We start from the raw sequence: 24,364 nt of genomic DNA on the forward strand, positions 1-24,364 counted from the left end.
ACGCATCTGCTTGGATGCACCAAAACAAGGGGGTCAGCTCACATGCTCGATTCACTGGACTCAGCCGTGGTGGCGACGCTTGAAAGGCCACCGATGACAACGCCCGGCGGCATCGACTGGACGGGTAAAGTGCTGCTCGTCGTCGTGCTGTTGGTGCTGTCCTTCGGGGCCAATGCGCAAAAAGCCGCCAGGCAAGCGCCGATGGTCTTGATCAACGTCTCGGGTGCGGAGTTTTCCGAGGGCGTCTGGCCGGGGGAAAACGGCACGCATTATTTTTTTCCGGACGAGAATTACTTCGATAAATGGCAAGCCAGAGGCATCCGCGCGATTCGCTTCCCCATGCGCTGGGAGCGTTTGCAGCGCAAGCTGGGGGGCGAACTGGATGAAACCTATGCGTCGCTGATCGACAAGATGCTGATCCAGGCCGAACGGCGCGGGATCAAGGTCACGCTTGATGTGCATAACTTCGGGCGTTATGAAAATGAAGTGCTGGGCAGCAAGAACGTGCCGATCAAGGCTTATCGGGATCTGCTGCATCGGGTGTCGGCGCGCTGGCGGGATTATCGGGCGCTGTACGCCTACGACATCATGAACGAACCCCATGACGAGGCCGACGAGTATTGGCCCAAGGCGGCGCAGGCGGGGATTTTCGCCATACGCGCCAATGACTGGCACCGCCCGATCATCATCGAAGGGCGCTCCTGGTCCAGTGCGACACGCTGGCCACAGCACAACGATGCGTTACTGGACCTGAAAGACCCGTCCAACAATCTGATTTATTCCGCCCATCTGTATTTCGATGAAGACGCCAGCGGCCGCTATCAGAAAGTCCTCGGGCAGCGTTTCGATCCTGACATTGCCGTGAAGCGCGTCCGGCCGTTTGTCGAGTGGCTGGAGAAAAACGGCAAGCGTGGCCAGATTGGCGAAGCCGGATTCCCGGCGGACGACCCGCGCTGGGCGCAGGCCATGGATCGTTTGCTGGCCTATCTGCAAGAAAAATGCGTGCCGCTGGCGTACTGGTCGGCCGGTTCGGCGTGGGGCGATTACTCGCTGTCCATTGAACCGGTAAACGGTCGTGATCGTCCGCAATGGCCGGTGCTGGCGAAATATTTGGTGGCGCCGCACTGCACGGTGACCCGGCGTTAGGTTTTTGCCAGCTCAACGGTCCGGCTTCGCAGGGCATCTTCAGGCAGCCAGTTTTTCCTCGGCGTTGCCGCTGCCGGCGACTCTTGCGTCCGGGCGTAATAAACGAAAGCGGCGATGGACAGCCCAGTGATTTCCCCGCCGTACATGATGGTGTTGGAGAAGAAAAAATTGATCCCGTTGAACCAGAATGTCAGCTGCAAGGCGTTGAGCAGATCGCCTTTTTTCCGGCAATAGGCCATGAATCGAAAGAAGCCCAGGTAGTAGATCAGCGCGATAGCCGGAGTCAGGAAACCAAATCGGTAATAAACCCCGAGCAAACCCACATCCGACAGATAGAAGTAGCCGTTGTACAACCGCGAGAAACCTCCTTGCCACTGCAGGGACAGCGCACCCATGCCGATCAAACTGTTGCGCGCGACTTCCTCGACCACGATCTGGGTCGTGATATTGCGCACGCCCGGTTCCCGCGCCTCGAACAACAGCGCATCGAACCTGCCCAGTTGCGCGGCGAAAAAATCCGGTGCCAGAAAAAAAGCCGCCAGCAGCACTGCGCTGGCCAGGATGCCGAGTTTGACCAGCAAGCCGACCCGGCTGCGAAAAATCCAGACCCCCGCCAGCGCCCAGATCAGCATGGTGTTGCGCGTCTGAATCACCAGCCAAAGATACGAAGCGAATAACAGCAACAACGCGACGGCGAGCCAGGACATGGACCGTTGCAGGCGATACATCAGCATGAAGGCGCAGGCGCTGACATACGGTGCGCCAATGCTGAAGCGATTGGGCCGCAACGGGTTGATCCCGTAATCCTTTTCATCGACGGTAAAACTGACGTCGTTGTTTTCCGGCAACAGGCCCCAGTAATACAGATAACCCACCACCACGCAGGCCACGGCGCAGCAGAGCATGAATCTCTCCAGTTGTTCCTGGGTGGGGTGCGCTTTTATCAGTAAAAAAAGCATCGGGAAGAACAGCAAATAAAGAAAGCTGCGGCGCTCTTCGAGCAATCCAAAGCCAAAAGGCTGGCCGAAGTTCAGTGCCGCCAGCAGCGCCGACAGCAGCGGCAGGACCAGGCCAAAAAAAACAATCCACAGGCCTGCGCGCGACTGCTGGGCGCGGCTCCAGGTCAGCAACAAAACCAGAGCGCCGAGCACGATGGCGAGGATAAACAATTCGCGCAGATACGGGATGCCGGCCTTTTTATCGTCGGTCAGGAACAGGCACGCCGAGTTCATGAACAGCAGCAAGAACAGCAAGGCGCGATAGGCAAAGAGTTTGCGGATCATCGGCTGTTTCTCCTATCAAGCACCACTTGATTTCGTTGGCGCGAGCGGGCGGCGTTCCGACTTGCCCGCGAAGGCGTCAGGTCAGGTGACGGAAATGTCGACTGGAATACCGAATCGCGGGCAAGCCTCGCTCCAACGGGGCGGGTGTTCGTGGCGATAGCGTGGTGTTAATTGTTTTGCGAAATCCTTTTTTAATCACGCCAGACCATTCGAATCGGATTGGGATTCGTCGGAGCGAGCGGGCGGCGTTCCGACTTGCCCGCGAAGGCGTCAGGTCAGGTGACGGAAATGTCGACTGGAATACCGAATCGCGGGCAAGCCTCGCTCCAACGGGGCGGGTGTTCGTGGCGATAGCGTGGTGTTAATTGTTTTGCGAAATCCTTTTTTAATCACGCCAACCCATTCGAATTGGAACGAGATCCGTGGGAGCGAGGCTTGCCCGCGACGGCGTCAAATCAGGCGATAGATGCGTCGGCTGGAATATCTTTTCGGGAATGAATTCCCTCCTACAGGAAATCTGCAATCCCGTAGGACCGGATTCATCCGGGAGAGCGGCGTTACCAACCCAGAAAATCCGTTGGATGTACCGGCCTCATCGCGGGCAAGCGTCGCTCCAACGCACTGCTCAGCGCCACGAGAAAGCCAGGCCTTCAGTAATGCCCTTGATTCCGTAGCGGATGTTTTTCAGGTTGTGGCGGTTTTGCAGGGCGGTGATTGCCGTCAGAGCCAGGGCCGAAAACAGGTAGCAGGGCATTGAGTGGAATTTTTTGTTGTACATGATGGCGGCGCGGTTTCGATAGTAATGAAACATATGGCTGCGGTTCTGGGTGCTGGCGCTGTCGCCGTGGCGGGCGAAGCTGCCTGTCGCCACCTGACAGGTAAAGCCCAGGCTGGCGGCGCGGCGTTGCCAGTCCACTTCTTCGGAGTACATGAAATAGCGTTCATCCATCAAGCCGACGCGCTGGATGACTTCGCGCTTGATCAGCAGCGAGGCGCCCATCAGGTAATCAGGTTTCGGCAGTTTGGCAAGGTGATGACCCAGCTCGTCGCGGCCAAGGTTCTTACCGATCAACCTGGCCTTGCCCAGCCATGGATAAAGCTGCCCACCGCCGACACACTGGACGATCTCCGGATGGTCGGCATAGACCAGAATCGACGCGCAAAACCCGCAATTGGGGTCGCTGTTTTGGGTCGACAGCAGCGCCTGCAATGAGTCCGCTTCAACGGTGATGTCGTTATTCAGCAGCCAGATATAGTCGTAGCCGGCGCGGTACAAGTAATCGATGCCCACGTTGTTGCCGCCGGCATAGCCGTAATTGCCGGCATTTCTGATCAGGCAAGTGCGGTGTTTGTGTGAATGTTCGCGGATCTGCTCTTGCGTGCCGGTCCAGGTATCGCCATCGGTCCGCGTGCTGAAATAGTCGGTCAGGCGCTGGTAATCCGCTGCTTCGGAATGATTGTCGACCACCACGAGGGGAATCGCGCAGTAAGCGTCCACCGATCTCACGCATTTGATGGTCTGTTCAGCACCGTTCCAGTTGAGGATCAGCGCGCATACGTTAGCCGTGGTCATGTTCGGATTACTCCTGCGCAGACGAGAGATCGCGAGCCGGGCTGTGCTGGCGTTGATGCCAGCGCCGGGCCTCAAACAGAACCACGACGATCAGGCTCAGGTTGATTGCGGTGTTGGCCGCCGCGAAGGCCATCACCACCGCCAGGGCATTCTTGAACACCAGCGCGCCAGCCAAGATCGCCACGACCCGCAATGTGGTGCTGACAATCTCGAAGAACAGAAAGCGTTTTTGCAGGGCCAACGCCGGAATTGCCACCGCGCAGGGGCCCGCGATGAAACCGGCGAACTCCGCCAAAGCCAGCCAGCGGGCATATTCTCCAGCGGCCGCCCACTGCGCGCCGAACACCAGCCCGAACAGCCAGGGTCCGGCCAGCGCCAGTGTGGCGAACGGCAGGATCCCCACCAATGCCATACCGGCCACGCCGCGCACCAACAGCCCGGTAACCGGTTCGTCGGCGTGAATCGCCTGGGTGATGCGCGGGTAATAGACGCTGCCGACCGCCTTGCCGATAAAGTTGCTCGGCATGCTCAGCACTTGCAGGCACAGGGCGAAGAATCCCGCCGAGACTGCGCCAAAGGACGCCGCCAGAACCAGCGTCGGCATGTGCACGGAAAGGGCATTGATCAGCACCTGGGGCGCGCGAAATAGCGGGAAGTCCCGATACTGCGCAGCCAGTTTCGTCAGGCTGACGGAGGTTGTCGGGTTGGTCGGGGCGAGGTTGTTTGCGGCGGGTTTGAAGGTCATGCCCAGCAACAGCAATGCGCTGTGGATCACGTAATACAGCGCACTGGTCACCACCAGTACCGGGGCCGAGGCTTGCACGAGTCCGGCCAGGCTGCGCGTCGCGTTATAGACCAGCGCGTGCAAGGTTGCGCCGCGCGCGGTAAGGCTGAAGCGCTGGGTTCGGTACAACCATTGCTGGGTGATTTCCAGTACGGCGGCGCTGAACATCACGACGGGCAGCAGCATCAGGTAAGGCGTCAGAATGTCGATGCCCAACGCGCTGGCCATCTCTGGCCCCTGAAAATACAGGAGCAGCGCGGACAAGCTCGCGATGCTCAGCGCCACCCACAGCGAAAGTCTGATCAGGCCTCGGGCGTCGGCGTCGCTTTTGGGCAGGACAATCGCCATGGGCCAAGTCAGCGCACAAGCGGGAATGAGGATGATGGTCAGGCTCTGGAACGTGCCGACCACGCCGAACGCTTCCGGCCCGTAGATGCGCATGATCACTGGAATCAGCGCCAGGTTGATCGCCTGCGCCCCGGCGCTGCCGGACACCGCCGTAGCGATGTTGCGCAACAGGCGCGCGCGGGCCGCCTGCTGCCATCGCCCGCGCCAGCCGCTGACTCGGCCTGGCAATACGGCGCCTGATTCCTGATCAGCCATGTCCGTCTCCATCTCAATAGATGTTGCGCGAGAACAGCGTGAACGGCGTCTTGAGCAGGATTTTGATATCCAGCCAAAGCGACCAGTGATTAATGTAGTCCAGGTCCTTTTCCAGACGCTCTTGCATCTTTTCCAGGGTTTCGGTTTCGCCGCGAAAGCCGCTGACCTGCGCCAGGCCGGTGATACCCGGCTTGATGCGGTGGCGTGCGGTGTAAGCGAGGATTCGCGCGCCGTAATACTGGTTATGAGCAATCGCGTGCGGGCGCGGGCCGACCAGGGCCATTTCGCCACGCAGCACATTGATCAGTTGGGGCAGTTCGTCCAACGAGGTGCGGCGCAGGAAGGCGCCCACCGGCGTGACCCGTGGATCGTCGCGGGTCGCCTGTCGCACGTGGTTGTCCTGATGCACATACATCGAGCGAAATTTCCACACCTGGATGACCTCGCCGTTGCAGCCATGCCGGGGCTGGCGGAAAAACACCGGGCCTCGTGACGAGAGCTTCACCGCCAGGGCAATGACCGACATCACCGGCAGCAGCACCAGCAAGGCGAGCAGCGCCAGGCTGCGGTCGAACATTTCCTTGCCCAGGGTGGCGGCTGGATGGGAGCTGCGCGGCGTTTCGTTGAGGTAGATCGCCGGGAGCTGCTCGATCTGGGAAACCGATTGATTGAGCAGCAGCATGCTGCCGAAATCCGGCACCCAGACCACATCCACATTGAGGTCCAGCAGGCTCAGGTAAATGGCTTCGATCTGCGTGATCATGTTCAGCGCCAGGGCGATATACACCCGCCGCACGTGATCGCCGATGACCAGATCGCGCAGCTGCGACAGTTCGCCAAGAACCGGAGGCTGGCCGCCTAACGAGGAAACGCCGGATTCGGTCGCCACCAGGCCGAGCACCGGAACCCGCTGCCTCAGTTGTTCCGCCAGGGTGTAGGCCATGGGGCACGTGCCGATGATTACCGAGACACGCTCCTTGCGCAGCCAGCGCGAGTGCAGGCTGACCAGATACCGCAAGGGCAGGTACGTCGCGCATTGCGCGATATAACCCGCGACTGCGACCTCGAACAGCAAGCCGCTATCCAGATCGCCATGTTCGAGGCAAACCTGCGACAGCACTGCCAGCGCGGCGACCAGCAGCAGCCAGCCGCCGAGTACGCGCAGCAAACCCATCAGGTAGCCGAAGCGCTTGTGATAGACATGCAGCGCGCTATAGATCGGCACCGAACCGAGCACGCCAACGATCATCAGCACCCGGTAGGCGTAGGGAATCGCGCCGGTTTCCTGATAGACAATGGTGCAGGTCACGAGCGCAGTCAGGCCCATGGCGCAGACCCATTGCGCCCAGAACGTCAGGCCGCGTCGATTGACCGACGGATGTAGGCGTTGAGCAAGCATGGTGAATATCTCCCCGATGGGTGGCATCGCGCAGTTGCTCGCCCTCGGCATCGGCGAGTCATACAGCGCATGCAGCGGCCAGAATGTGCAGGCGATAACGTGCGCAGCCGCGTCAAGACGACAGCGGCCCATCGCGCGTAATTACGCCTTACTGGGTGGTTTCACGAGGCAGATAACGGTAATGCTGGCTGTATCCCTGGCGTCCTTTCAACGGGGTAATTTGATTGAGCACCACGCCGGTCAGCGGAGCGCCGTTTTGCAGAAGTTGGTCGATGCACTGATGAACCAGCGGAGCGGGCGTGCTGTCGGACTTGATCACGTAGATCGCCGCGTCGGCCATGGCGCACAGCACCGCTGCATCGCTGACAGCATCACTGGCCGGCGAGTCGAGAATGATCCGGTCGTAATGCTGCCGAGCCCATTCGATGAAGCGTCCGAAGTTCGCCGAGGCCAGCAGTTCAAGCGGGTTGGGCGGCACGTCGCCCGCAGTGAGAATGTCCACCTGGCCGACGCGGTGGATGCACGCGTCTATTTTCGCTCGGCCGGTAATCAGGCTGGCGAGGCCGGGCTGCGCGGCGTTCATGCCGAGACTGCGCGCCAGGTTGGGGCGGCGCAGGTCGGCTTCGATCAACAGCACCCGTTCCAGCTGGCCCAACGCAAACGCCAGATTGACCGCAATGGCGCTCTTGCCTTCGCCGGGTAAGGTCGACGTGATGACCAGCAGGCTGCGCCGCTTCTGGGTATCGCCGAGCATGATCCCGGTGCGCAAGGTGCGGATGGCTTCGGTAAAGCCTGCGTCGTCGTTGCGTTCGAACTGCCGGGAAATGCTGCTGCGACTTTTCTTCTGCAGCAGTGGCACCAGTCCAAGCACTGGCAGGTTGAGTCTCCTGGCAATGTCGTCGCCGGATTTGAAGCCATTGTGCAGCGTGTCGCGCAGCAGGAAAAACACGCAGCCGAGCACCAGCGCCAGCAGCGCAGTGATCGACGCGATCAGGGATTTCTTCGGTGCGCTGGGTTCGCTGGGCACGATCGCGGGGTCAACGATGCGCGCATTGCTGACGCCGATATCAGCGGTCGCCGTGGTCTCGCGCAAACGAGTCACGAAGGTGTCGTACAAGGTGCGATTACTGTCCACGTCCCGTTGCAGCTCACGCAGTTTGAATTCCTTGCGGGAGATGTCCTGAATCTGCGCGCGGCTGGTATCCACCGATGAACGCAGGGACTCTTCATTGGCGCGCGCCAGCTGGTAATTGCGCTCAAGGCCCGCCACTACCTGATCGACCTGGCCGCGCAGACTGGCCTGAGCGGCCGCGAGGTCCGAGCGCGCGGCGATCATTTTCGGATGGCGGTCCCCGTAACGACGCGACAGTTCGTCGACCTTGGCCCTGGCCTGCGCCTCGTTGGCCTGGAATTGCTGGATCACCGGATTGCCGATCACCGCTGGCACGCTCGACAGGTTGGCCAGGCTTTTCGAGCCGAGCATCGCCTTCACCTGCGCGTATTGGCTTTGCGCTTCGGCACGCTGGCGGCGCGCATCGATCATGCGGTCACTGGTTTTCGACAGCTCGTTGGCGCTGAGCGTGACCACGCCGTCCACGTCCACCAAGCCTTCGGCGTCGCGGTAGCGTTGCAGTTTGTTTTCCGACTCCTGCAGTTGCGTGCGCAACTCGACCATCCGGTTGTTCATCCATTTCGATGCGTTCAATGATTCGTTCATTTGCGCGTCGAGCCGGCTGTCCAGATAACCGTGAGCCAGCGCGTTGGCCGCCAGCGCAGCGGTTTCCCGATCGGCCAGGCTCACGCTGATATTGACCAGCTGACTTTTGCCCTGGGCGCCGACGCTGGTGCGTTCCATCAATTCCCGGACCGTGGCGTCGAACACTTCGGTCGGGGTCATGCTGTGACTGGCAAGCCAGCTGGCGGGAAACGCGCTCGGGTAAAGCCTGGCAATCTCTGCGCGCGCTTCTCGTAGCGGATGCAGGCGCTGGCGTGGATCGAACTCGGGATGTTCGGTCAGATTCAACTGGCGGACCACACGCTCGGCCACTGCTCGACTCTGGATCAGCGTGATCTGGGTTTGCAGATAATCCACGGCGGCATTTGGCGAATCGTAGGTCGGCTGCTGGAAAGTGATCAACGTTGCGCCCTTGGGCTCGATGACCAACGATGCCGTGGCGCGATATACCGGCGTGATGTTTTGCAGGATCAGCATGATGGCCAGGGTCGCGGCTGCCGCCAGTGCGGCGATGCGCCATTTGTGAGTCCAGAGGATCAGGCCGAGCTTGCGCGAGTCGATGAAGTCGCGGTCGTCGGCGATGGGTGCGTAGCGCTGCGGCAGCCCGAAGTTGCTCACAGGGCTGTTCACGTGGCTGCTTAAAGTCACCTCGTCCATGTCAGAAAAACCCCTGTTCGATGGTGATGGTGTCGCCGGGTTCGACCAGCGTGTTCAGGCTCGCCTTCTGGCTGCTGCGCCGCGTATCGGCACCGCGCACGATGTAGATACGCCGGTCCGAAGCGCGCTCGGTCAGGCCGCCGGCCAGGGCAATCGCCCGATCCAGGGTCAGGCCCGGTTCGAATGGGTAGCCGCCGGGCAACTTCACTTCGCCGCTGATATAGAACGGCCGATAAGCCAGCACGCTGACCGAGACGCGGGGCGCAACCAGATAGCCGTCCTTGAGTTTGTCCGTGAGCAAGGCCTCGACTTCACCCGGCGTTTTGCCTTTGGCGTTGACCTCGCCAATGAAGGGGTAGGAAAAGGTGCCGGCATCGTTAAGCCGCATTTCCGCAAAGCTGAGGTCCGTTTCACCAAAGACATTGATCCGCAGAATGTCGCCTGAGTTGAGTTTGTACTGGGGCGCAGCGAATACCGGGCCGCTGACGATGAGCAAAAGCGCAATACGGCAGAACTGACCTAAAGACATGGTATTTCCCTCCAGGTACACCGGTGCTCAAAGACTCAAATCGAAATTCAACAGGTAAACATTGCGCGTGTAGCGCTCGTCGATGACGTTGGAGTCGTTATGCCAGCGCCGATAACCGAGGCTGACTTCGGCCCAGCGGTTGACGGCGTAGATCAGCGACGCGCCATAGGCGTCCAGCGTGTCGTCGCGGCTCAGGCCCAGGTATTCGCGTTCGGCGTGACGGTAGTCGAGCTTCGAGGAAATCCAGCCCGACCATTTGTGGGTCCAGCTCAAGCGGGTGCTGGTGGTGTGGACCGTGCTGGCGCCATCGTCACCTTCATCGAAGGCCTTGCGCATGTTCAGCTCGAAGGTGGAGTAGGTGCGCGGCTTCCAGGCCAGGCCGACTTCCCAGGTTGGGCTGCTGCGGTCGCTGACCGCGCCGCTGTCGAAATCCTTGCGTTCATAGCCGACGCGCAGGCTGCCACTGGTCTTGGCCGTGACATCCCGGGTGAAGCCGATCAGTGCCGCGCTGCCGGTGCTGTTGCGCGGGCTGCCCGGCATTACGTAGTCGTAATCACTGCGGCGCAATTCGAACAATCCTCGGGTGCGTCCACCAAGCCGGTGATACCAGGTGGCGACATACGCGCGGGTGTCGTGTTCTTCGTCTTCGTTGAGATTGCCGCTGTTGCGATAACGCAATTCCTCATATTTGGCCGAAACATCAATCTGGTTCATGCCGCTCTGCGTGCCGAAGCTGTAACCGAGCAACGCGTTCTTCAGGGTGTACTTATCGTTTTCCAGCGGGTCGGCGGTATCGGCTGTTTCCTCGGCACGCTTATAACCCAGTTCCCATTTCAACCGGTTGCGCGAATCGAACTCCAGCACGCTTCTAAGTGCCACTTGCTGGTCCACATGGCTGGCGTCGGCGTGATCGTGAAAGGTCTCGCTGTCCACGGCGTATTCAAGTTGATAAGCACTTTTGCGTGTTTGCGCTTCCAGCAGGAAAGTGGGGCGCAGCGAAGTAATCCACGATGACAAGGTGCCGTTGTGGAGTGTGCGAAAGTTATCGTCATACCGTTCACCTACCTTCAGTGTCGGCGTGAACTCGAAACCACCAACTTCAATGCTCTGGGGTTTACCGGCCATGGCCGACATCGGAAAGGGCGAAAGGACAAGCAGGGCCAGCCAGTTTTGCCTGTTCATTTGCATGATCCGTTTGCGCCGCACGAGCACGCCCTGCGCATAGGCGATCGCCGGTTGCGCGGCAGTGTTCACCACGACGAGCTTGTCTGGGGGAGAGTCTGGAGTTGCCAAATAACGGGTAGGCTACCGCACGAGTTTTCACTTTACTCGGATAGATCTAAGGCCTAAAACTTTTGGCGATAACAATAACTTCGCTTTTATTAAATATTCGGAATTCAAGACAAGCGCAACCGTTCAGAGTCGTGCAGTGACAAACGGTATTGGCGGCTTTTTAATATTGAAACTGCAAGTCGATTTGTTGTAGGTGGGTAAGTAAACTTAATGAGCTGTCTTGCTGTTTCCAACTATGTAGACATTTTCTATGAATAGAGATTTTACAGTGTTAACTATCCTTAACCCGGAGTATGCGTTGGCGCGTGGCTTGCCCGCGAAGACAGATAACGCGGTGGGACTGAACCACCGCAGTGTCTGGTTCGCGGGCAAGTCGGAACGCCGCCCGCTCGCTCCAACGAATTTAAAGGCTCAAGCGCATCGACAGATCCACGGCTTTTACATCCTTGGTCAGTGCGCCGATGGAGATGTAATCCACGCCGGTTTCGGCGATCACTCGCAATGTCTGGTCATTGATACCGCCACTGGCTTCGAGTTTGGCGCGACCGGCATTGATCGTCACCGCTTCGCGCATATCGTCCAGGCTCAATTCATCGAGCATGACAATGTCCGCACCGGCATCCAGTGCCTGGCGCAATTCGCTGAGGCTTTCCACTTCGATTTCCACCGGTTTGCCGGGCGCAATCTTGTGCGCGGCGCTGATGGCTTGGGCAATACCGCCGCTGGCGGCGATATGGTTTTCCTTGATCAGGAACGCATCGAACAATCCGATGCGATGGTTATGACAGCCGCCGCAGGTGACCGCGTACTTCTGCGCCAATCGCAGGCCCGGCAGCGTCTTGCGGGTGTCCAATAGCTGGACTTGAGTGTCAGCGACCATGTCAGCGTAATGCTGCGCTTTGGTGGCCACGCCCGACAGCATCTGCAGGAAGTTCAGCGCGCTGCGTTCGCCCGTCAGCAATGAGCGCGCCGGACCTTCCAGATGAAACAGCACCTGGTCCGGTTTGACCCGATCACCGTCGACTACCTGCCAATGCACCGCGACACGCGGGTCCAGCTGGCGGAACACGGCATCGACCCACGCCGTACCAGCGATGACTGCCGCATCCCGGGAGATCACCGTGGCCTTGGCCAGACGCTCAGCCGGAATCAGCTGGGCGGTGATGTCGCCACTGCCGATGTCTTCCAGCAGCGCCCGGCGCACGTTGGCCTCGATTTCGGTGGTCAGGGCGGCGAGTTGTAAATTCGGCATATCGGACTCCACTAACAAAGTGGCGCGAGTATAAGGCAGGTTTTCCCTGCGACCCACCTACCGAGCGGCCCCGCTCAACGACCCACGGGTGCTGTTGGTCGGTTTTTTTAGAACGTTTGCGATGGAACGGCTTTTCTGCGGTCTATGGCTGTACCGGTCAATCTATCAATTGTTCAAAACGGTAAAACCAGTGCTGGCGCCGCTGACATGATTTGAAAGATAATCCGACTTGTATTTGACGTCATGACTTTGACGTTTCTTTAGCGCATACGTAATGCCCCGCAAAAACGGTGCTTTGAGCCCCGGATTGTGAAGAGGTCGCGGCTGTTTCCTGGTAGGGGGCTTGATGCAAAACGACGAGAAAGTTGTGCCGTTGAACAAAGCGACCCCTGAACTGGCCGCGAATTCGCCGCTTGCCCGTTTGCCCGTCGTGCTCCTGCAGGTCAGGGACAAGGCTGCGCAACAGCTCAAGGAAGCCTTGCAGGCGTTATTCGATAACGCTGACGACACGCTTTTCGAAATGGCGGATCGGGCGCAGAACAACACCGAACAGAACACCTTCTTTGAGGCCATGCGCGACCTGCGCCTCAAGCGCAAAAGCATCGAGCGGGCGTTTCTCGACAAATTCTACGAAGCGTTCCTGCGCCTTGGTCAGTATCAGATCACCGAGCCGGTGATCCCAGGGGCAATGACGTTTGACAAGTTGGCCCTGGTACACAATGACGACCTGGAAAAAACCGTCGCCGTGGATGCCATGGTGGCCAAGGTTCTGAGTCGCGATGGCGTTGCCCTTGGGCAGCTGACAACGCGTCTGAACCAGCTGATCACCCAGCCTTTGAGCGACAATTCGAACCCGATGGGTCCGGCAATGCTCTGCGATTTCTTCCTGCAGGCCGGTCGCAGCCTGGGCGTCGAGATCAAGGTCAAGCTGATCATTCTCAAACTCTTCGAAAAATACGTACTGGCCGATGCCGATCATTTATATGCCGAAGCCAATCAACTGTTGATTGCCACTGGCGTGCTGCCCGAACTCAAAGCCTTGCCGGCTCGTCGCGCGTCAGATCGCCTGACCCGCCAGGCCCGCACCAGCGATCTGGCCGATCCTGATCTGGCCCAGGCTGCCGATAAGCTCGACAAAGGTGTGCAGGAAGTTTTTTCTGCCTTGCAGGAATTACTGTTGCAGGTGCGCGGCAATCTCGCGCCGCGCCATGAACCCAATGCCGAAGCCCGTCCTATTTCCAGTCAGGATCTGCTGCGCCTGCTGTCGCACTTGCAGCAATACGTGCCGTCGCCGGACGCCCATGACGATTTCGATCTGCGCAATCAGCTTGAGCAATTGCTGACCCGCGTCAGCGTGAAAAGCGGCAAGTTTCGGGTAGTGGGTGGCGGCGACGAAGACGTGATCAACCTGATCGCCATGCTCTTCGAATTCATCCTCGATGACCGTAACCTGCCGTCATCGCTGCGAGCGTTGATCGGACGTCTGCAAATCCCGATGCTCAAAGTCGCGGTCATCGACAAAAGCTTTTTCAGTCGCGGCAGTCATCCTGCGCGCCGGCTGCTCAATGAAATCGCCTCCGCAGCCCTGGGCTGGGGCGGACGGGACGACTACCAGCGCGATTCCCTGTATGTGCGGGTTGAACAGATCGTGCAGCGCCTGCTCAATGATTTCGTCGACGACCCGGCGATTTTCTCCGAGCTGTTGGTGGATTTCCTGGCGTTTACCAGCGATGAGCGCCGCCGCAGTGAGCTGCTCGAACAGCGTACCCGTGACGCCGAGGAAGGCCGCGCCCGTGCCGAACTGGCGCGTCAGCGTGTGCAGCAGGAACTCAACCACCGTTTGATGGGCAAGACTTTGCCGGAAGTGGTGGTGCGCTTGCTGCAGGAAGCCTGGAGCAAAGTGCTGCTGCTGATGTGCCTCAAGCACGGCGACGAGTCCGCTGAATGGGAAGCGGGTCTGACGGCCATGGACGATCTGATCTGGAGCGTCGAGCTGCACGAAGAACCCGAAGCCCGCCAGCGCTTGCTGGATCTGGTGCCGGGTTTGCTCAAGGCGTTGCGTGAAGGCCTGGCCAGCGCGGCGTTCGATCCTTTCGCCACCAGCGAATTCTTCAGCCAGCTCGAAGTGCTGCATGTGCAGGCGTTTCAGCATTTCTCGAAGATGCAGGACGAGGCCGTCGAAGGCGGTCTTCCGGAAACGGAAGGCGAGGGCGTGCCAGGCCCGTCGATGATCGAAGTGGTTGAGGAAATCGTGCTGATCGCGCCCGGCGAGCAATTTCTCAATGAACCTGCTCTGCGCCTTCCGGACGATGACGCAGGCCTGCTGCAAGTCGACAAGTTGCGGCTGGGTTGCTGGGTCGAGATTCAGGAAGATGAAGAGCACCGCTTGCGCTGCAAACTGGCGGCTATCGTCGAGCCGAGCGGTCGCTATGTGTTCGTCAACCGCACCGGCATGAAAGTCCTGGAAAAAACCCGCATGGGTCTGGCCGTGGAATTCCGTCGCGGCGCCATCCGCATGCTCGATGACGCGCTGCTGTTCGACCGCGCTCTGGAATCAGTGATCGGCAACCTGCGCAAGCTCAAGGGCGTCTGACCGACGTCGCTTAACAACCGTAGGACCGGCTTTTAGCCGGGAGCACGCCCTCCCGGCTAAAGCCGGTCCTACAGGCTGCGATAGCGCGGCCAATTTACTCCCCCACACCATTCCCCACTGCGGGCATACTTGCGGCTATCGATTTGTCCGTTCAAGGAACACTCATGCATCTGGACCCTGCAAGCGGTTGGTGCCAAGGCGTGCAGCACTGCCCATCGCCCAATTTCAACGCGCGCCCGGCCAATGAAATCTCGTTGTTGGTGATCCACAACATCAGCCTGCCCCCAGCCCAGTTCAAGACCGGCAAGGTGCAGGCTTTTTTTCAGAATCAACTGGACGTCAGCGAGCACCCTTATTTCGCGGGCATTGCCGATTTGCGCGTATCGGCGCATTTTCTGATTGAGCGTGATGGCGACGTCTTTCAGTTCGTATCCTGTCTGGAACGGGCCTGGCATGCGGGTGTGTCGAGCTTCCAAGGGCGGGACACCTGCAACGATTTTTCCATCGGCATCGAGCTTGAAGGCACCGATGATCAACCGTTCACAGACGCGCAGTACGCTGCATTGATTGAATTGACCCGCCAGTTGCAGGCCGCATTCCCGGACATCACCGTCGAGCGAATCTGCGGGCACAGCGACATTGCACCCGGCCGCAAGACAGATCCGGGGCCGTTTTTTGATTGGTCGCGCTTGCAGTCGGCCCTGCTGGACGAAGTGAGGAGTAAAGAATGAGTTTCCTGGTGTTGCTGCTGGCTGTCTGGATAGAAAAGTTTTCCGCCCTGCGTCAGCGCGTGCAGCGAGACTGGCCATGGTTGAGCGAGCTGTCACGGTTTGAATCGAACCCGCGTTTCGCCTCGCGGCCCTGGCTGATCCTGAGCGTGCTGGTGTTACTGCCGGTCGTGCTGTTGGCGTTGATGCTGGTGGTGCTCGGTTCAGTCTTCAATGGCTGGCTGACTTTGCCGGTGCATCTGCTGGTGTTGATTTACAGCCTGGGTCGCGGCGATCTGATTGCGGCGCTCGGGCCGTTTCGCGATGCCTGTCGGCGCGGTGACGCAGAGGCCGCCGTGCTTGTGGCCGAACGTGACATGCAGGTTGAGGCCGACAATAGCGAGCAGCTGCTCGAAGGTGTTCAGGGTTATCTGTTGTGGCAGGCCTATCAAAGCTTCTTTGCGGTGATTTTCTGGTATTTCCTGCTCGGTCCGGTGGCTGCGCTGGCCTATCGCCTGTTGGCCCTGGCCGCTGAAAACGGTAAGACACCAGCCTTGCGTGACGCTGCCGGGCAACTGCGGCATGCCTTCGACTGGGTGCCGGTGCGCCTGTTGGCGGCCAGCTTCGCTCTGGTTGGCAACTTCGTGGCCGTCAGCCGGGTGATGCTGCACGAACTGCTCAACTGGAACATCAGCGCGGCTCAGCTGATCGCGAAAATCGGCTGCGTCGCCAGCGAAGTCCCCGCGCCAGTAATGGGCGCTGAAGGCGTGACCAGCCTGGACGTGCTCTGGGAATTGCTGATCCGCGCTGCGATCGTCTGGTATGCGGGTTTTGCGCTGTGGACGTTGTTTGTCTGAGGGGCAAACATAACCCCGCATCCGACCACCTGGTAGGAGGGGACTTGTCCCCGAAGACGTTGGCTGAAGCGGCGGTAATGTCTGGATAGTGCGTTGCTGCTTCAGTCGCCTTCGGGGACAAGTCCCCTCCTACAAATGGTCCACCCAACCAAACAACTCCCGCGCATTGCGCGTGCTGGCCTCCGCCAGTTGCTCGGCGGAAATAGTCATCAGCTCGGCCAATGCTGCACAAATCTGCGGCAGGTGTTCCGGGCTGTTGCGTTGGCCGGGGAACATCGCCGGCGCCATGTCGGGTGAATCGGTTTCAAGCACCACGCTGTCCAGTGGCAGTTCGGCGATCACCCGATGCATGCGCAAGGCTTGCGGCCAGGTCGCGGCGCCGCCCAGGCCGAGTTTGAAACCCAGCTTGATGTATTCCCGTGCCTCTTCGCGACTGCCGGCAAAGGCGTGAATGATCCCGCAGCGCTTGAGCTTGAAGCGCTTCAGACTCGCGATCACGTCAGCATGGCTGCGCCGCACATGAATCAGCGCGGGCAGATTGAAGTCCACAGCGAGTTGCAGTTGGGCGTCGAACAATTGCTGCTGAACCTGACGATCCAGCGTTTCAATGTAGTAATCCAGGCCGATTTCACCCACGGCGCAGAGCTGCGGATGGCCTTGCAGCCGAGACAGCCAATCACCCAGTTCAACCAGATGCTCTGGGCGATGCTCATCGATGTATACCGGGTGCAGGCCGAACGCCGCGTGCAGGGCCGGATCGCTCAGGGTCAACTCCCAGACTCGTTGCCAGTTACGCTGATAAACCCCCAGCACCACCAAACGCTCGACACCCAAACCCTGGCAGTTGGCGAGGATGGTCGCGCGATCTGCGTCGAAGTCCGAAAAATCCAGATGCGTGTGGGTGTCGATCAGCGTCACGATCAGCCCTCGTGAATGCGTTGCTTGAAGGTGCGCACGATGGCGTGAACCCCCGGTTCGTACTGATCCTTTTCAATCGCGGCCAAGGCCAGTTCCAGTGCCATGCTGGCAATGACCTGATGCTGTTGCGCCATGGCGTTGACCGGCAACGGCAGGAAATCCAGCAGTTGCGTGTCACCGAATGTCCCCAGGTGGAACTGCTGCGGATTCACCGCGTGGCTCTGCAAGACGTCGAAAATCCCCTGCAACAACACGTAAGACGTGGTGATCAGCGCATCCGGGAAATGTCCCAGTCGTTCCAGCACCTCATTCATCAGCCGTTGGCCGCACTGGCGACTGAACGCTTCGCCGTGCTCGATCATGACTTTCCCGGCGAACCCGTTCAGGGCGTGTTCGAAACCGTCGGCGCGGGCGCGGCTGATGATCAGCTCCGGGCGCGCACCGATCAGGGCGATATGGGCAGGATTTGTCGCGAGCAGGCTGTGGGTCAGGCGCAGGCTGGCGTCATGGTCGTCGCTGACCACCGAACAGAAGTGCGCCGCGTCCATTTCCCGGTCGATGGCAATGATCGGCAAGCCTTTGCTTTGCAGCTCGCGGTAACTGTCATCGCTGGCAGGCAGGCAACTGGCGACGAACAGCGCGTCGCAGCGACGCGCGCGAAACAATTGCAGCAATTGCAGCTCGCTGATGGGATCGTCGTCGGAGCTGGCGATCAGCAACTGGTAGCCCTGAGCCCTTGCGCCTTGCTCCAGGAACTTGGCGATGCGCGCAAAACTGGGATTTTCCAGGTCCGGCAGGATAAAACCCAAGGTGCGCGTGTGGCGGCTGCGCAGCCCGGCGGCTTGCGGGTTGGGCCGGAAACCATGCTCTTCGACCACGGCGCGTACCCGCTCGACGGTGGCGTTGCTGATGCGCTGCTGTTCGGCCTTGCCGTTGATCACGTAACTGGCGGTGGTCACGGAACACCCGGCCAGACGCGCAATATCACTGAGTTTCAACGCTGGAATTCCTTTTGTTATTGAGCGCTTGAAGGCGGCATTGTGGGATTTTCGCCCATTGCGGCCGATCTTGACAGCAGACCATTGGCAATAACCAAACGCTCAGATTTTTTTGCCTTCGGCACACAGCATCGGACCGAGTGGGCTTCAACCGGCGCGGATAATCAAGTAACGTGCCGGGCAATGTAGATTAAACGATTCAGCAAATTTTTTTGAGTTGCTGTCATTACGCTCAAAACGCTGTCAGATGGTTATCGTTTTCATCACCTAAGCTGTCGATCAACCTTTACTGATCGTTCTTAAAACAAGAATCCAGGCGCTATACCGCGCTGCACAGGAGTTAGGCATGCTCGAGCTTACCGTAGAGCAAATTTCCATGGCCCAGACGGCTGTGGATAAGTCCGCCGCATTGCAACTGCTTGCTGATCTGCTGGTCGCCGATGGCCTGGTTGCCGACGGCTATCTGACCGGTTTGCAGAACCGCGAACTGCAAGGCTCGACCTTTCTTGGTCAGGGCATCGCGATTCCCCACGGGACTCCCGAAACCCGCGATCAGGTATTCGCCACTGGCGTGCGCCTGATGCAGTTCCCCGAAGGGGTGGATTGGGGTGAAGGACACATTGTGTACCTGGCCATTGGTATCGCCGCCAAGTCCGACGAGCATCTGCGCTTATTGCAATTGCTGACCCGCGCGCTGGGCGAAACCGACCTGGGCGAAGCCCTGCGTCAGGCGCAAACCCCCGAAGCGCTGCTGCAACTGCTGCAAGGCGCGCCGCAAGAGCTGGCGCTGGATGCGCAGATGATCAGCCTGGGCGTTTCAGCGGACGATTTCGAAGAATTGGTCTGGCGTGGCGCCCGGCTGTTGCGCAAGGCCGAATGTGTCAGCAACGGCTTCGCTGCGGTACTGCAGCAAGTCGAAGCGCTGCCTTTGGGCGATGGCTTGTGGTGGCTGCACAGCGAGCAAACTGTCAAGCGTCCGGGCCTGGCGTTTGTCACGCCGGACAAGCCAATTCGTTATCTGGGTCAGCCGCTGAACGGTCTGTTCTGTCTGGCCAGCCTTGGCGAAGCTCACCAGGCCTTGCTCGAACGCCTGTGTTCGCTGCTGATTGAAGGTCGCGGCCATGAATTGGGCCAGGCCACCAGCAGTCGCGCGGTGCTTGAAGCGCTGGGCGGCGAGTTGCCGGCTGAATGGCCGACCCAGCGAGTCTCGCTGGCCAACGCTCACGGTTTGCACGCCCGCCCGGCGAAGATTCTTGCGCAGTTGGCGAAAAATTTCGAAGGCGAGATTCGCGTCCGTGTGGTTGATACCGGTGAAAGCGCGGTTTCGGTGAAGAGCTTGAGCAAGTTGCTCAGCCTCGGTGCGCGACGTGGTCAGGTGCTGGAATTCATCGCCGAGCCGAGCATCGCCGCTGACGTCCTGCCCGCGCTGCTGGCTGCCGTGCTGGAAGGGCTGGGCGAGGAAATCGAGCCGCTGCCATCGGCATCGTCTCCCGCGCCAGCTTCTCTTGAAGCAGTGATCAGCAAAGCAGTCGTCGCACCGCTGGACGGTAGCCAGTTGCAGGCCGTGCCTGCTTCGCCGGGCATTGCCATCGGTCCGGCGCATATCCAGGTGTTGCAAGAGTTTGATTACCCGCTGCTTGGCGAGTCGGTTGCCATCGAACAGCAGCGCTTGCAGAGCGCTCTGGCCGAAGTGCGTCAGGATATCGAAGGCCTGATCCAGCGCAGCAAGGCCAAGGCCATCCGCGAGATTTTCATTACCCATCAGGAAATGCTCGACGATCCTGAGTTGAGCAATGAAGTCGCCTTGCGCCTGAAACAGGGCGAAAGCGCGGCGGCGGCATGGGCCGGCGTGATCGATGCCGCCGCGCGTCAGCAGGAGCAGTTGCACGATGCGTTGTTGGCCGAGCGGGCGGCGGATCTGCGCGATGTGGGGCGTCGGGTGCTGGCGCAAATTTGCGGCATCGAAACCCTGGTCGCGCCGGACGAACCCTACATTCTGGTAATGGATGAAGTCGGGCCATCCGATGTTGCGCGTCTGGACCCGGTGCAAGTTGCGGGGATTCTCACTGCGCGCGGCGGTGCCACGGCGCACAGCGCAATCGTCGCCCGGGCCTTGGGCATTCCGGCATTAGTCGGCGCGGGGGATTCTGTGCTGCTGATCAAGCCGGGCACGGTGTTGTTGCTCGACGGCCAGAAAGGTCGCCTGAGCGTTGCGCCGGATGCTGCAACCCTGCAACGCGCCGCTCAGGATCGTGATACTCGCGAGCAGCGTCTGCAAGCCGCTGCCGAAAAGCGCATGGACCCGGCGGTGACCCGCGATGGTCATACGGTAGAAGTCTTCGCCAACATCGGCGACAGCGCCGGGACGCCAGCCGCTGTGGCTCAAGGCGCGGAAGGCATCGGCCTGCTGCGTACCGAATTGTTGTTCATGGCCCATTCCCAGGCGCCGGATGAAGCGACCCAGGAAGCCGAATATCGCCGCGTGCTCGACGATCTGCAAGGTCGGCCGCTGGTGGTGCGCACGCTGGACGTCGGCGGTGACAAGCCGCTGCCGTACTGGCCCATCGACAAGGAAGAAAACCCGTTCCTCGGCGTGCGCGGCATTCGTTTGACCCTGCAACGTCCGGACGTCATGGAAAGCCAGCTGCGCGCCTTGCTGCGCGCCGCCGACAACCGCCCGCTGCGCATCATGTTTCCCATGGTCGGCACCGTTGAAGAATGGCGTCAGGCGCGGGACATGACCTTGCGCCTGCTGGAAGAAATCCCGGTCGCTGACTTGCAGATCGGCATCATGATCGAAGTGCCATCGGCGGCTTTGCTGGCGCCGGTTCTGGCCAAGGAAGTGGATTTCTTCAGTGTCGGCACCAACGACCTGACGCAATACACCCTGGCCATCGACCGTGGGCACCCAACGCTGTCGGCTCAGGCTGACGGCCTGCACCCGGCCGTGCTGCAACTGATCGACATCACCGTGCGCGCGGCCCATGCCCATGGCAAATGGGTCGGCATCTGCGGCGAGCTGGCGGCTGATCCGTTGGCGGTTCCGGTGCTGGTGGGGCTCGGGGTCGACGAGTTGAGCGTTTCGGCGCGCAGCATTGGCGAAGTCAAAGCCTGTGTGCGTGAACTGAACCTGAGCACCGCGCAACAACTGGCGCAAACCGCGCTGACCTTAGGCAGCGCCAGCGAAGTTCGCGCGCTCGTGGAGGCTTTGTAATGGCGAAAATTCTTACCCTGACCATGAACCCGGCGCTGGACCTGACTGTGCAGCTCGGTCCTTTGCAGCTGGGGCAGGTCAATCGCAGTGAAGCCATGCTCAGCCACGCGGCGGGTAAGGGCTTGAACGTGGCGCAGGTGCTGGCCGATCTGGGCCATCAACTGACCGTTGCCGGATTTCTCGGCATTGATAATCAGCAGCCCTTCGAAGCGCTGTTTGCGCGTCGTGGTTTTGTCGATGAATTTGTCCGGGTGCCCGGCGAAACCCGCAGCAATATCAAGCTGGCCGAGCACAGCGGACGCATCACCGACCTGAACGGCCCTGGCCCGATGGTCAGCGAAGAGGCGCAGCAAGCGTTGTATGCGCGAGTCGAGCAGATCGCTTCCGGTTTCGACGCGGTAGTGGTCGCGGGCAGCCTGCCGCGCGGGGTCAGCCCGGAATGGCTGCATAAACTGCTGGTGCGTCTGAAGGATCTGGGCCTGAAAATCGCCCTGGACAGCAGCGGCCTGGCGTTGCGCGCCGGACTTGCGGCTGGCCCGTGGTTGATCAAGCCCAACACTGAGGAACTGGCCGACGCGCTGGATGCACCGATCATCTCCATCGCGGCGCAGGCCGAAGCCGCTGCCGGCCTGCGCGCCAAGGGCATCGAGCATGTGGTGATTTCCCAGGGATCAGAAGGTGTGCATTGGTTCAGCTCCAGTACTGCGCTGCAATCCTTGCCACCGAAAGTCACTGTTGCCAGCACTGTCGGCGCGGGCGATTCGCTGTTGGCGGGCATGGTTCACGGCCTGCTCAGCGGCCACTCGCCGCAACAAACCTTGCGCACCGCGACCGCGATTGCGGCCATGGCCGTGACCCAGATCGGCTTTGGCATCAACGATGCGGCGCAACTCAAACGGCTTGAAAGCGGCGTCAACGTGCGCACTCTGGCAGAACAATAAGAGAGGATTTGTGATGAAGTTAGCCATTGTGACGGCCTGCCCGAACGGCAAGGTCAGCAGCGTCCTCAGCGCCCGTTTGCTGGATGCGGCCGCGCAGCGCCAGGGTTGGAGCACCAGCGTCGAGGTCCATGACCCGCGCAACCCCGAGCAACACTTGTCTGCCGAGCAAATTGCCGCTGCCGATTGGGTGCTGGTGGTCAACACCGGCGCCATCGACCTCAATCGCTTCGTTGGCAAGCGTGTATTTCAGGACACACCGGCCCACGCGTTGCAGGATGTCGACGGCTTTCTGCGTCGCGCGTCCGAGCAGGCTGAGGTTCATGTTGCTGCCGACGTCAATTCGCCAGCCGCTGCGCCGGTGTCCAGCAGCGTGCCGCGCATCGTTGCGGTAACCGCCTGTCCAACCGGCGTCGCCCATACGTTCATGGCCGCCGAAGCCATTCAACAAGCGGCCAAGCGTCTGGGTTATGAGCTGCAGGTCGAAACCCAGGGCTCGGTGGGCGCACGCAATCCGCTTGGCGATCAGGTGATTGCCGATGCCGACGTGGTGTTGCTGGCCGCCGACATCGAGGTCAATACCGAGCGGTTTGCCGGCAAGCGGATTTATCGCTGCGGCACGGGTATCGCCCTCAAGCAAGCCGAAGCGACCCTGAAAAAGGCGTTGGCCGAAGGACAGGTCGAATCCACCGGCGGTTCTACCAAAGCTCCGGCCAAACAGGAAAAAACCGGCGTCTACAAGCATTTGCTGACCGGTGTTTCGTACATGCTGCCGATGGTGGTAGCGGGTGGTTTGTTGATTGCCCTGTCGTTCGTGTTTGGGATTACCGCGTTCAAGGAACAAGGCACCCTGGCGGCGGCCTTGATGCAGATTGGCGGCGACGCGGCGTTCAAGTTGATGGTGCCGTTGCTGGCCGGATACATCGCTTACTCCATCGCCGACCGTCCTGGCCTCGCGCCGGGGATGATCGGCGGGTTGCTGGCGAGCACGCTGGGTGCGGGTTTCATAGGTGGTATCGCTGCCGGTTTCATCGCCGGTTACAGCGCCTGGGCAGTCAATCGTTATGCGCGTTTGCCGGCCAGCGTCGAAGCGCTCAAACCGATTCTGATCATCCCGTTGCTGTCGAGCCTGTTTACCGGCTTGGTGATGATTTACGTGGTCGGCAAGCCGGTGGCTGGGCTGCTGGAAAGCCTCACGCACTTCCTCGACAGCATGGGCACCACCAATGCGATTCTGCTCGGCGTGGTGCTCGGCGCCATGATGTGCGTCGATCTGGGCGGACCGATCAACAAGGCATCTTATGCGTTTTCGGTAGGCCTGTTGGCATCGCAAAGCTACGCGCCGATGGCTGCGGCCATGGCGGCGGGCATGGTGCCGCCGATTGGCATGGGCATCGCCAGTTTCATCGCACGTCGCAAGTTCGCCCAAAGTGAACGCGAGGCGGGCAAGGCTGCGTTTGTGCTGGGCTTGTGTTTCATCTCCGAAGGCGCGATTCCCTTTGCAGCCAAAGATCCATTGCGGGTGATTCCGGCGAGCATTGCCGGTGGTGCGTTGACCGGCGCGCTGTCGATGTATTTCGGCTGCAAACTGATGGCGCCCCACGGCGGTTTGTTCGTGATGCTGATCCCCAATGCGATCAACCATGCGCTCTTGTATCTGCTGGCGATTGTGGCGGGCAGTCTGCTGACGGGCGTGGCGTATTCGCTGCTCAAGCGCCCGGAAGTGGTGGAGATGGAGGTTGTGCCGGCTAGCGCGTGAGCGGGGAATGCAATGCGAGGCCATACACAACCCTGTAGGAGGGGACTTGTCCCCGAAGAGGTCGGTACAGCGCTGAAGATCTTCCTCGGCACACCCGCCGCCTTCCCGGACAAGTCCGGTCCTACC

At 60.2% G+C, this 24,364-nt stretch carries 17 protein-coding genes; 7 read left to right on the plus strand and 10 right to left on the minus strand.

Annotation, left to right across the window (positions count from 1 at the left end; genetic code table 11):
* The first annotated feature begins 42 nt into the window (after positions 1–42).
* Positions 43–1,146, plus strand: coding sequence for a glycoside hydrolase family 5 protein (locus AFK24_RS27295; protein ID WP_080482339.1), 1,104 nt, complete (start codon positions 43–45; stop codon positions 1,144–1,146).
* Here the strand turns inward: AFK24_RS27295 and AFK24_RS27300 are convergent.
* The 8 genes from AFK24_RS27300 to nadC form a co-directional block, all read right to left on the minus strand.
* Positions 1,143–2,429: a hypothetical protein gene (locus AFK24_RS27300; protein WP_065836206.1), complete on the minus strand. Its 1,287-nt coding sequence runs from the start codon at positions 2,427–2,429 to the stop codon at positions 1,143–1,145. The two genes, AFK24_RS27295 and AFK24_RS27300, sit on opposite strands and share 4 nt — an antisense overlap.
* Before the next feature lie 625 nt (positions 2,430–3,054).
* The gene (locus tag AFK24_RS27305; protein WP_065836207.1) at positions 3,055–4,002 is read right to left on the minus strand and encodes a glycosyltransferase family 2 protein; all 948 of its coding nucleotides are present in this window, start codon (positions 4,000–4,002) and stop codon (positions 3,055–3,057) included.
* A gap of 7 nt (positions 4,003–4,009) precedes the next feature.
* Positions 4,010–5,389: a lipopolysaccharide biosynthesis protein gene (locus AFK24_RS27310; protein WP_065836208.1), complete on the minus strand. Its 1,380-nt coding sequence runs from the start codon at positions 5,387–5,389 to the stop codon at positions 4,010–4,012.
* Between the two features lie 13 nt (positions 5,390–5,402).
* A complete protein-coding gene (locus AFK24_RS27315; RefSeq protein ID WP_065836223.1) occupies positions 5,403–6,788 on the minus strand; it encodes an undecaprenyl-phosphate glucose phosphotransferase in 1,386 nt (461 codons plus the stop codon).
* Between the two features lie 148 nt (positions 6,789–6,936).
* On the minus strand, positions 6,937–9,180 hold the full coding sequence (locus AFK24_RS27320) for a GumC family protein (RefSeq protein WP_065836209.1): 2,244 nt from the start codon (positions 9,178–9,180) through the stop codon (positions 6,937–6,939).
* Position 9,181: 1 nt separating this feature from the next.
* The gene (locus AFK24_RS27325; protein ID WP_065836210.1) at positions 9,182–9,709 is read right to left on the minus strand and encodes a polysaccharide biosynthesis/export family protein; all 528 of its coding nucleotides are present in this window, start codon (positions 9,707–9,709) and stop codon (positions 9,182–9,184) included.
* Positions 9,710–9,736: 27 nt separating this feature from the next.
* Positions 9,737–10,891 (minus strand): outer membrane beta-barrel protein, encoded by a 1,155-nt coding sequence (locus tag AFK24_RS27330; RefSeq protein WP_080482342.1) that lies wholly within the window; start codon positions 10,889–10,891, stop codon positions 9,737–9,739.
* Between the two features lie 514 nt (positions 10,892–11,405).
* Entirely contained in the window at positions 11,406–12,254 is an 849-nt protein-coding gene (gene nadC, locus AFK24_RS27335; protein WP_065836211.1) for a carboxylating nicotinate-nucleotide diphosphorylase, read from the minus strand.
* A 346-nt stretch (positions 12,255–12,600) separates the two neighbouring features.
* Here nadC and AFK24_RS27340 point away from each other — a divergent pair, with 346 nt between their 5' ends.
* The 3 genes from AFK24_RS27340 (at position 12,601) to ampE (ending at position 16,411) form a co-directional block, all read left to right on the plus strand.
* Positions 12,601–14,847 (plus strand): DUF1631 domain-containing protein, encoded by a 2,247-nt coding sequence (locus AFK24_RS27340; RefSeq protein WP_065836212.1) that lies wholly within the window; start codon positions 12,601–12,603, stop codon positions 14,845–14,847.
* Between the two features lie 164 nt (positions 14,848–15,011).
* On the plus strand, positions 15,012–15,578 hold the full coding sequence (gene ampD / locus AFK24_RS27345) for a 1,6-anhydro-N-acetylmuramyl-L-alanine amidase AmpD (protein WP_065836213.1): 567 nt from the start codon (positions 15,012–15,014) through the stop codon (positions 15,576–15,578).
* The gene (gene ampE, locus AFK24_RS27350) at positions 15,575–16,411 is read left to right on the plus strand and encodes a regulatory signaling modulator protein AmpE (protein ID WP_065836214.1); all 837 of its coding nucleotides are present in this window, start codon (positions 15,575–15,577) and stop codon (positions 16,409–16,411) included. Before ampD ends, ampE begins: the two co-directional genes overlap by 4 nt.
* A 129-nt stretch (positions 16,412–16,540) precedes the next feature.
* Here the strand turns inward: ampE and AFK24_RS27355 are convergent, their stop codons facing one another.
* Together AFK24_RS27355 and cra are read right to left on the minus strand one after the other, a co-directional pair.
* Positions 16,541–17,329, minus strand: a complete 789-nt coding sequence (locus AFK24_RS27355; protein ID WP_080482340.1) for a TatD family hydrolase — start codon at positions 17,327–17,329, stop codon at positions 16,541–16,543.
* A gap of 2 nt (positions 17,330–17,331) precedes the next feature.
* Entirely contained in the window at positions 17,332–18,327 is a 996-nt protein-coding gene (cra, locus tag AFK24_RS27360) for a catabolite repressor/activator (protein WP_065836216.1), read from the minus strand.
* Positions 18,328–18,673: 346 nt separating this feature from the next.
* Here cra and ptsP point away from each other — a divergent pair, with 346 nt between their 5' ends.
* From ptsP to AFK24_RS27375, 3 genes are read left to right on the plus strand one after another with little or no spacing between them, the layout of a single operon-like run.
* Positions 18,674–21,541 carry a phosphoenolpyruvate--protein phosphotransferase gene (gene ptsP / locus AFK24_RS27365; RefSeq protein ID WP_065836217.1) on the plus strand — a complete coding sequence of 956 codons (2,868 nt, stop codon included), beginning with the start codon at positions 18,674–18,676 and terminating at the stop codon, positions 21,539–21,541.
* The gene (pfkB, locus tag AFK24_RS27370; protein WP_065836218.1) at positions 21,541–22,482 is read left to right on the plus strand and encodes a 1-phosphofructokinase; all 942 of its coding nucleotides are present in this window, start codon (positions 21,541–21,543) and stop codon (positions 22,480–22,482) included. Before ptsP ends, pfkB begins: the two co-directional genes overlap by 1 nt.
* A 13-nt stretch (positions 22,483–22,495) precedes the next feature.
* The gene (locus tag AFK24_RS27375) at positions 22,496–24,238 is read left to right on the plus strand and encodes a PTS fructose-like transporter subunit IIB (protein ID WP_065836219.1); all 1,743 of its coding nucleotides are present in this window, start codon (positions 22,496–22,498) and stop codon (positions 24,236–24,238) included.
* Positions 24,239–24,364 lie beyond the last annotated feature (126 nt).

Origin of the sequence: Pseudomonas syringae (assembly GCF_001698815.1) — a bacterium.
Lineage (GTDB): Bacteria > Pseudomonadota > Gammaproteobacteria > Pseudomonadales > Pseudomonadaceae > Aquipseudomonas > Aquipseudomonas syringae_A.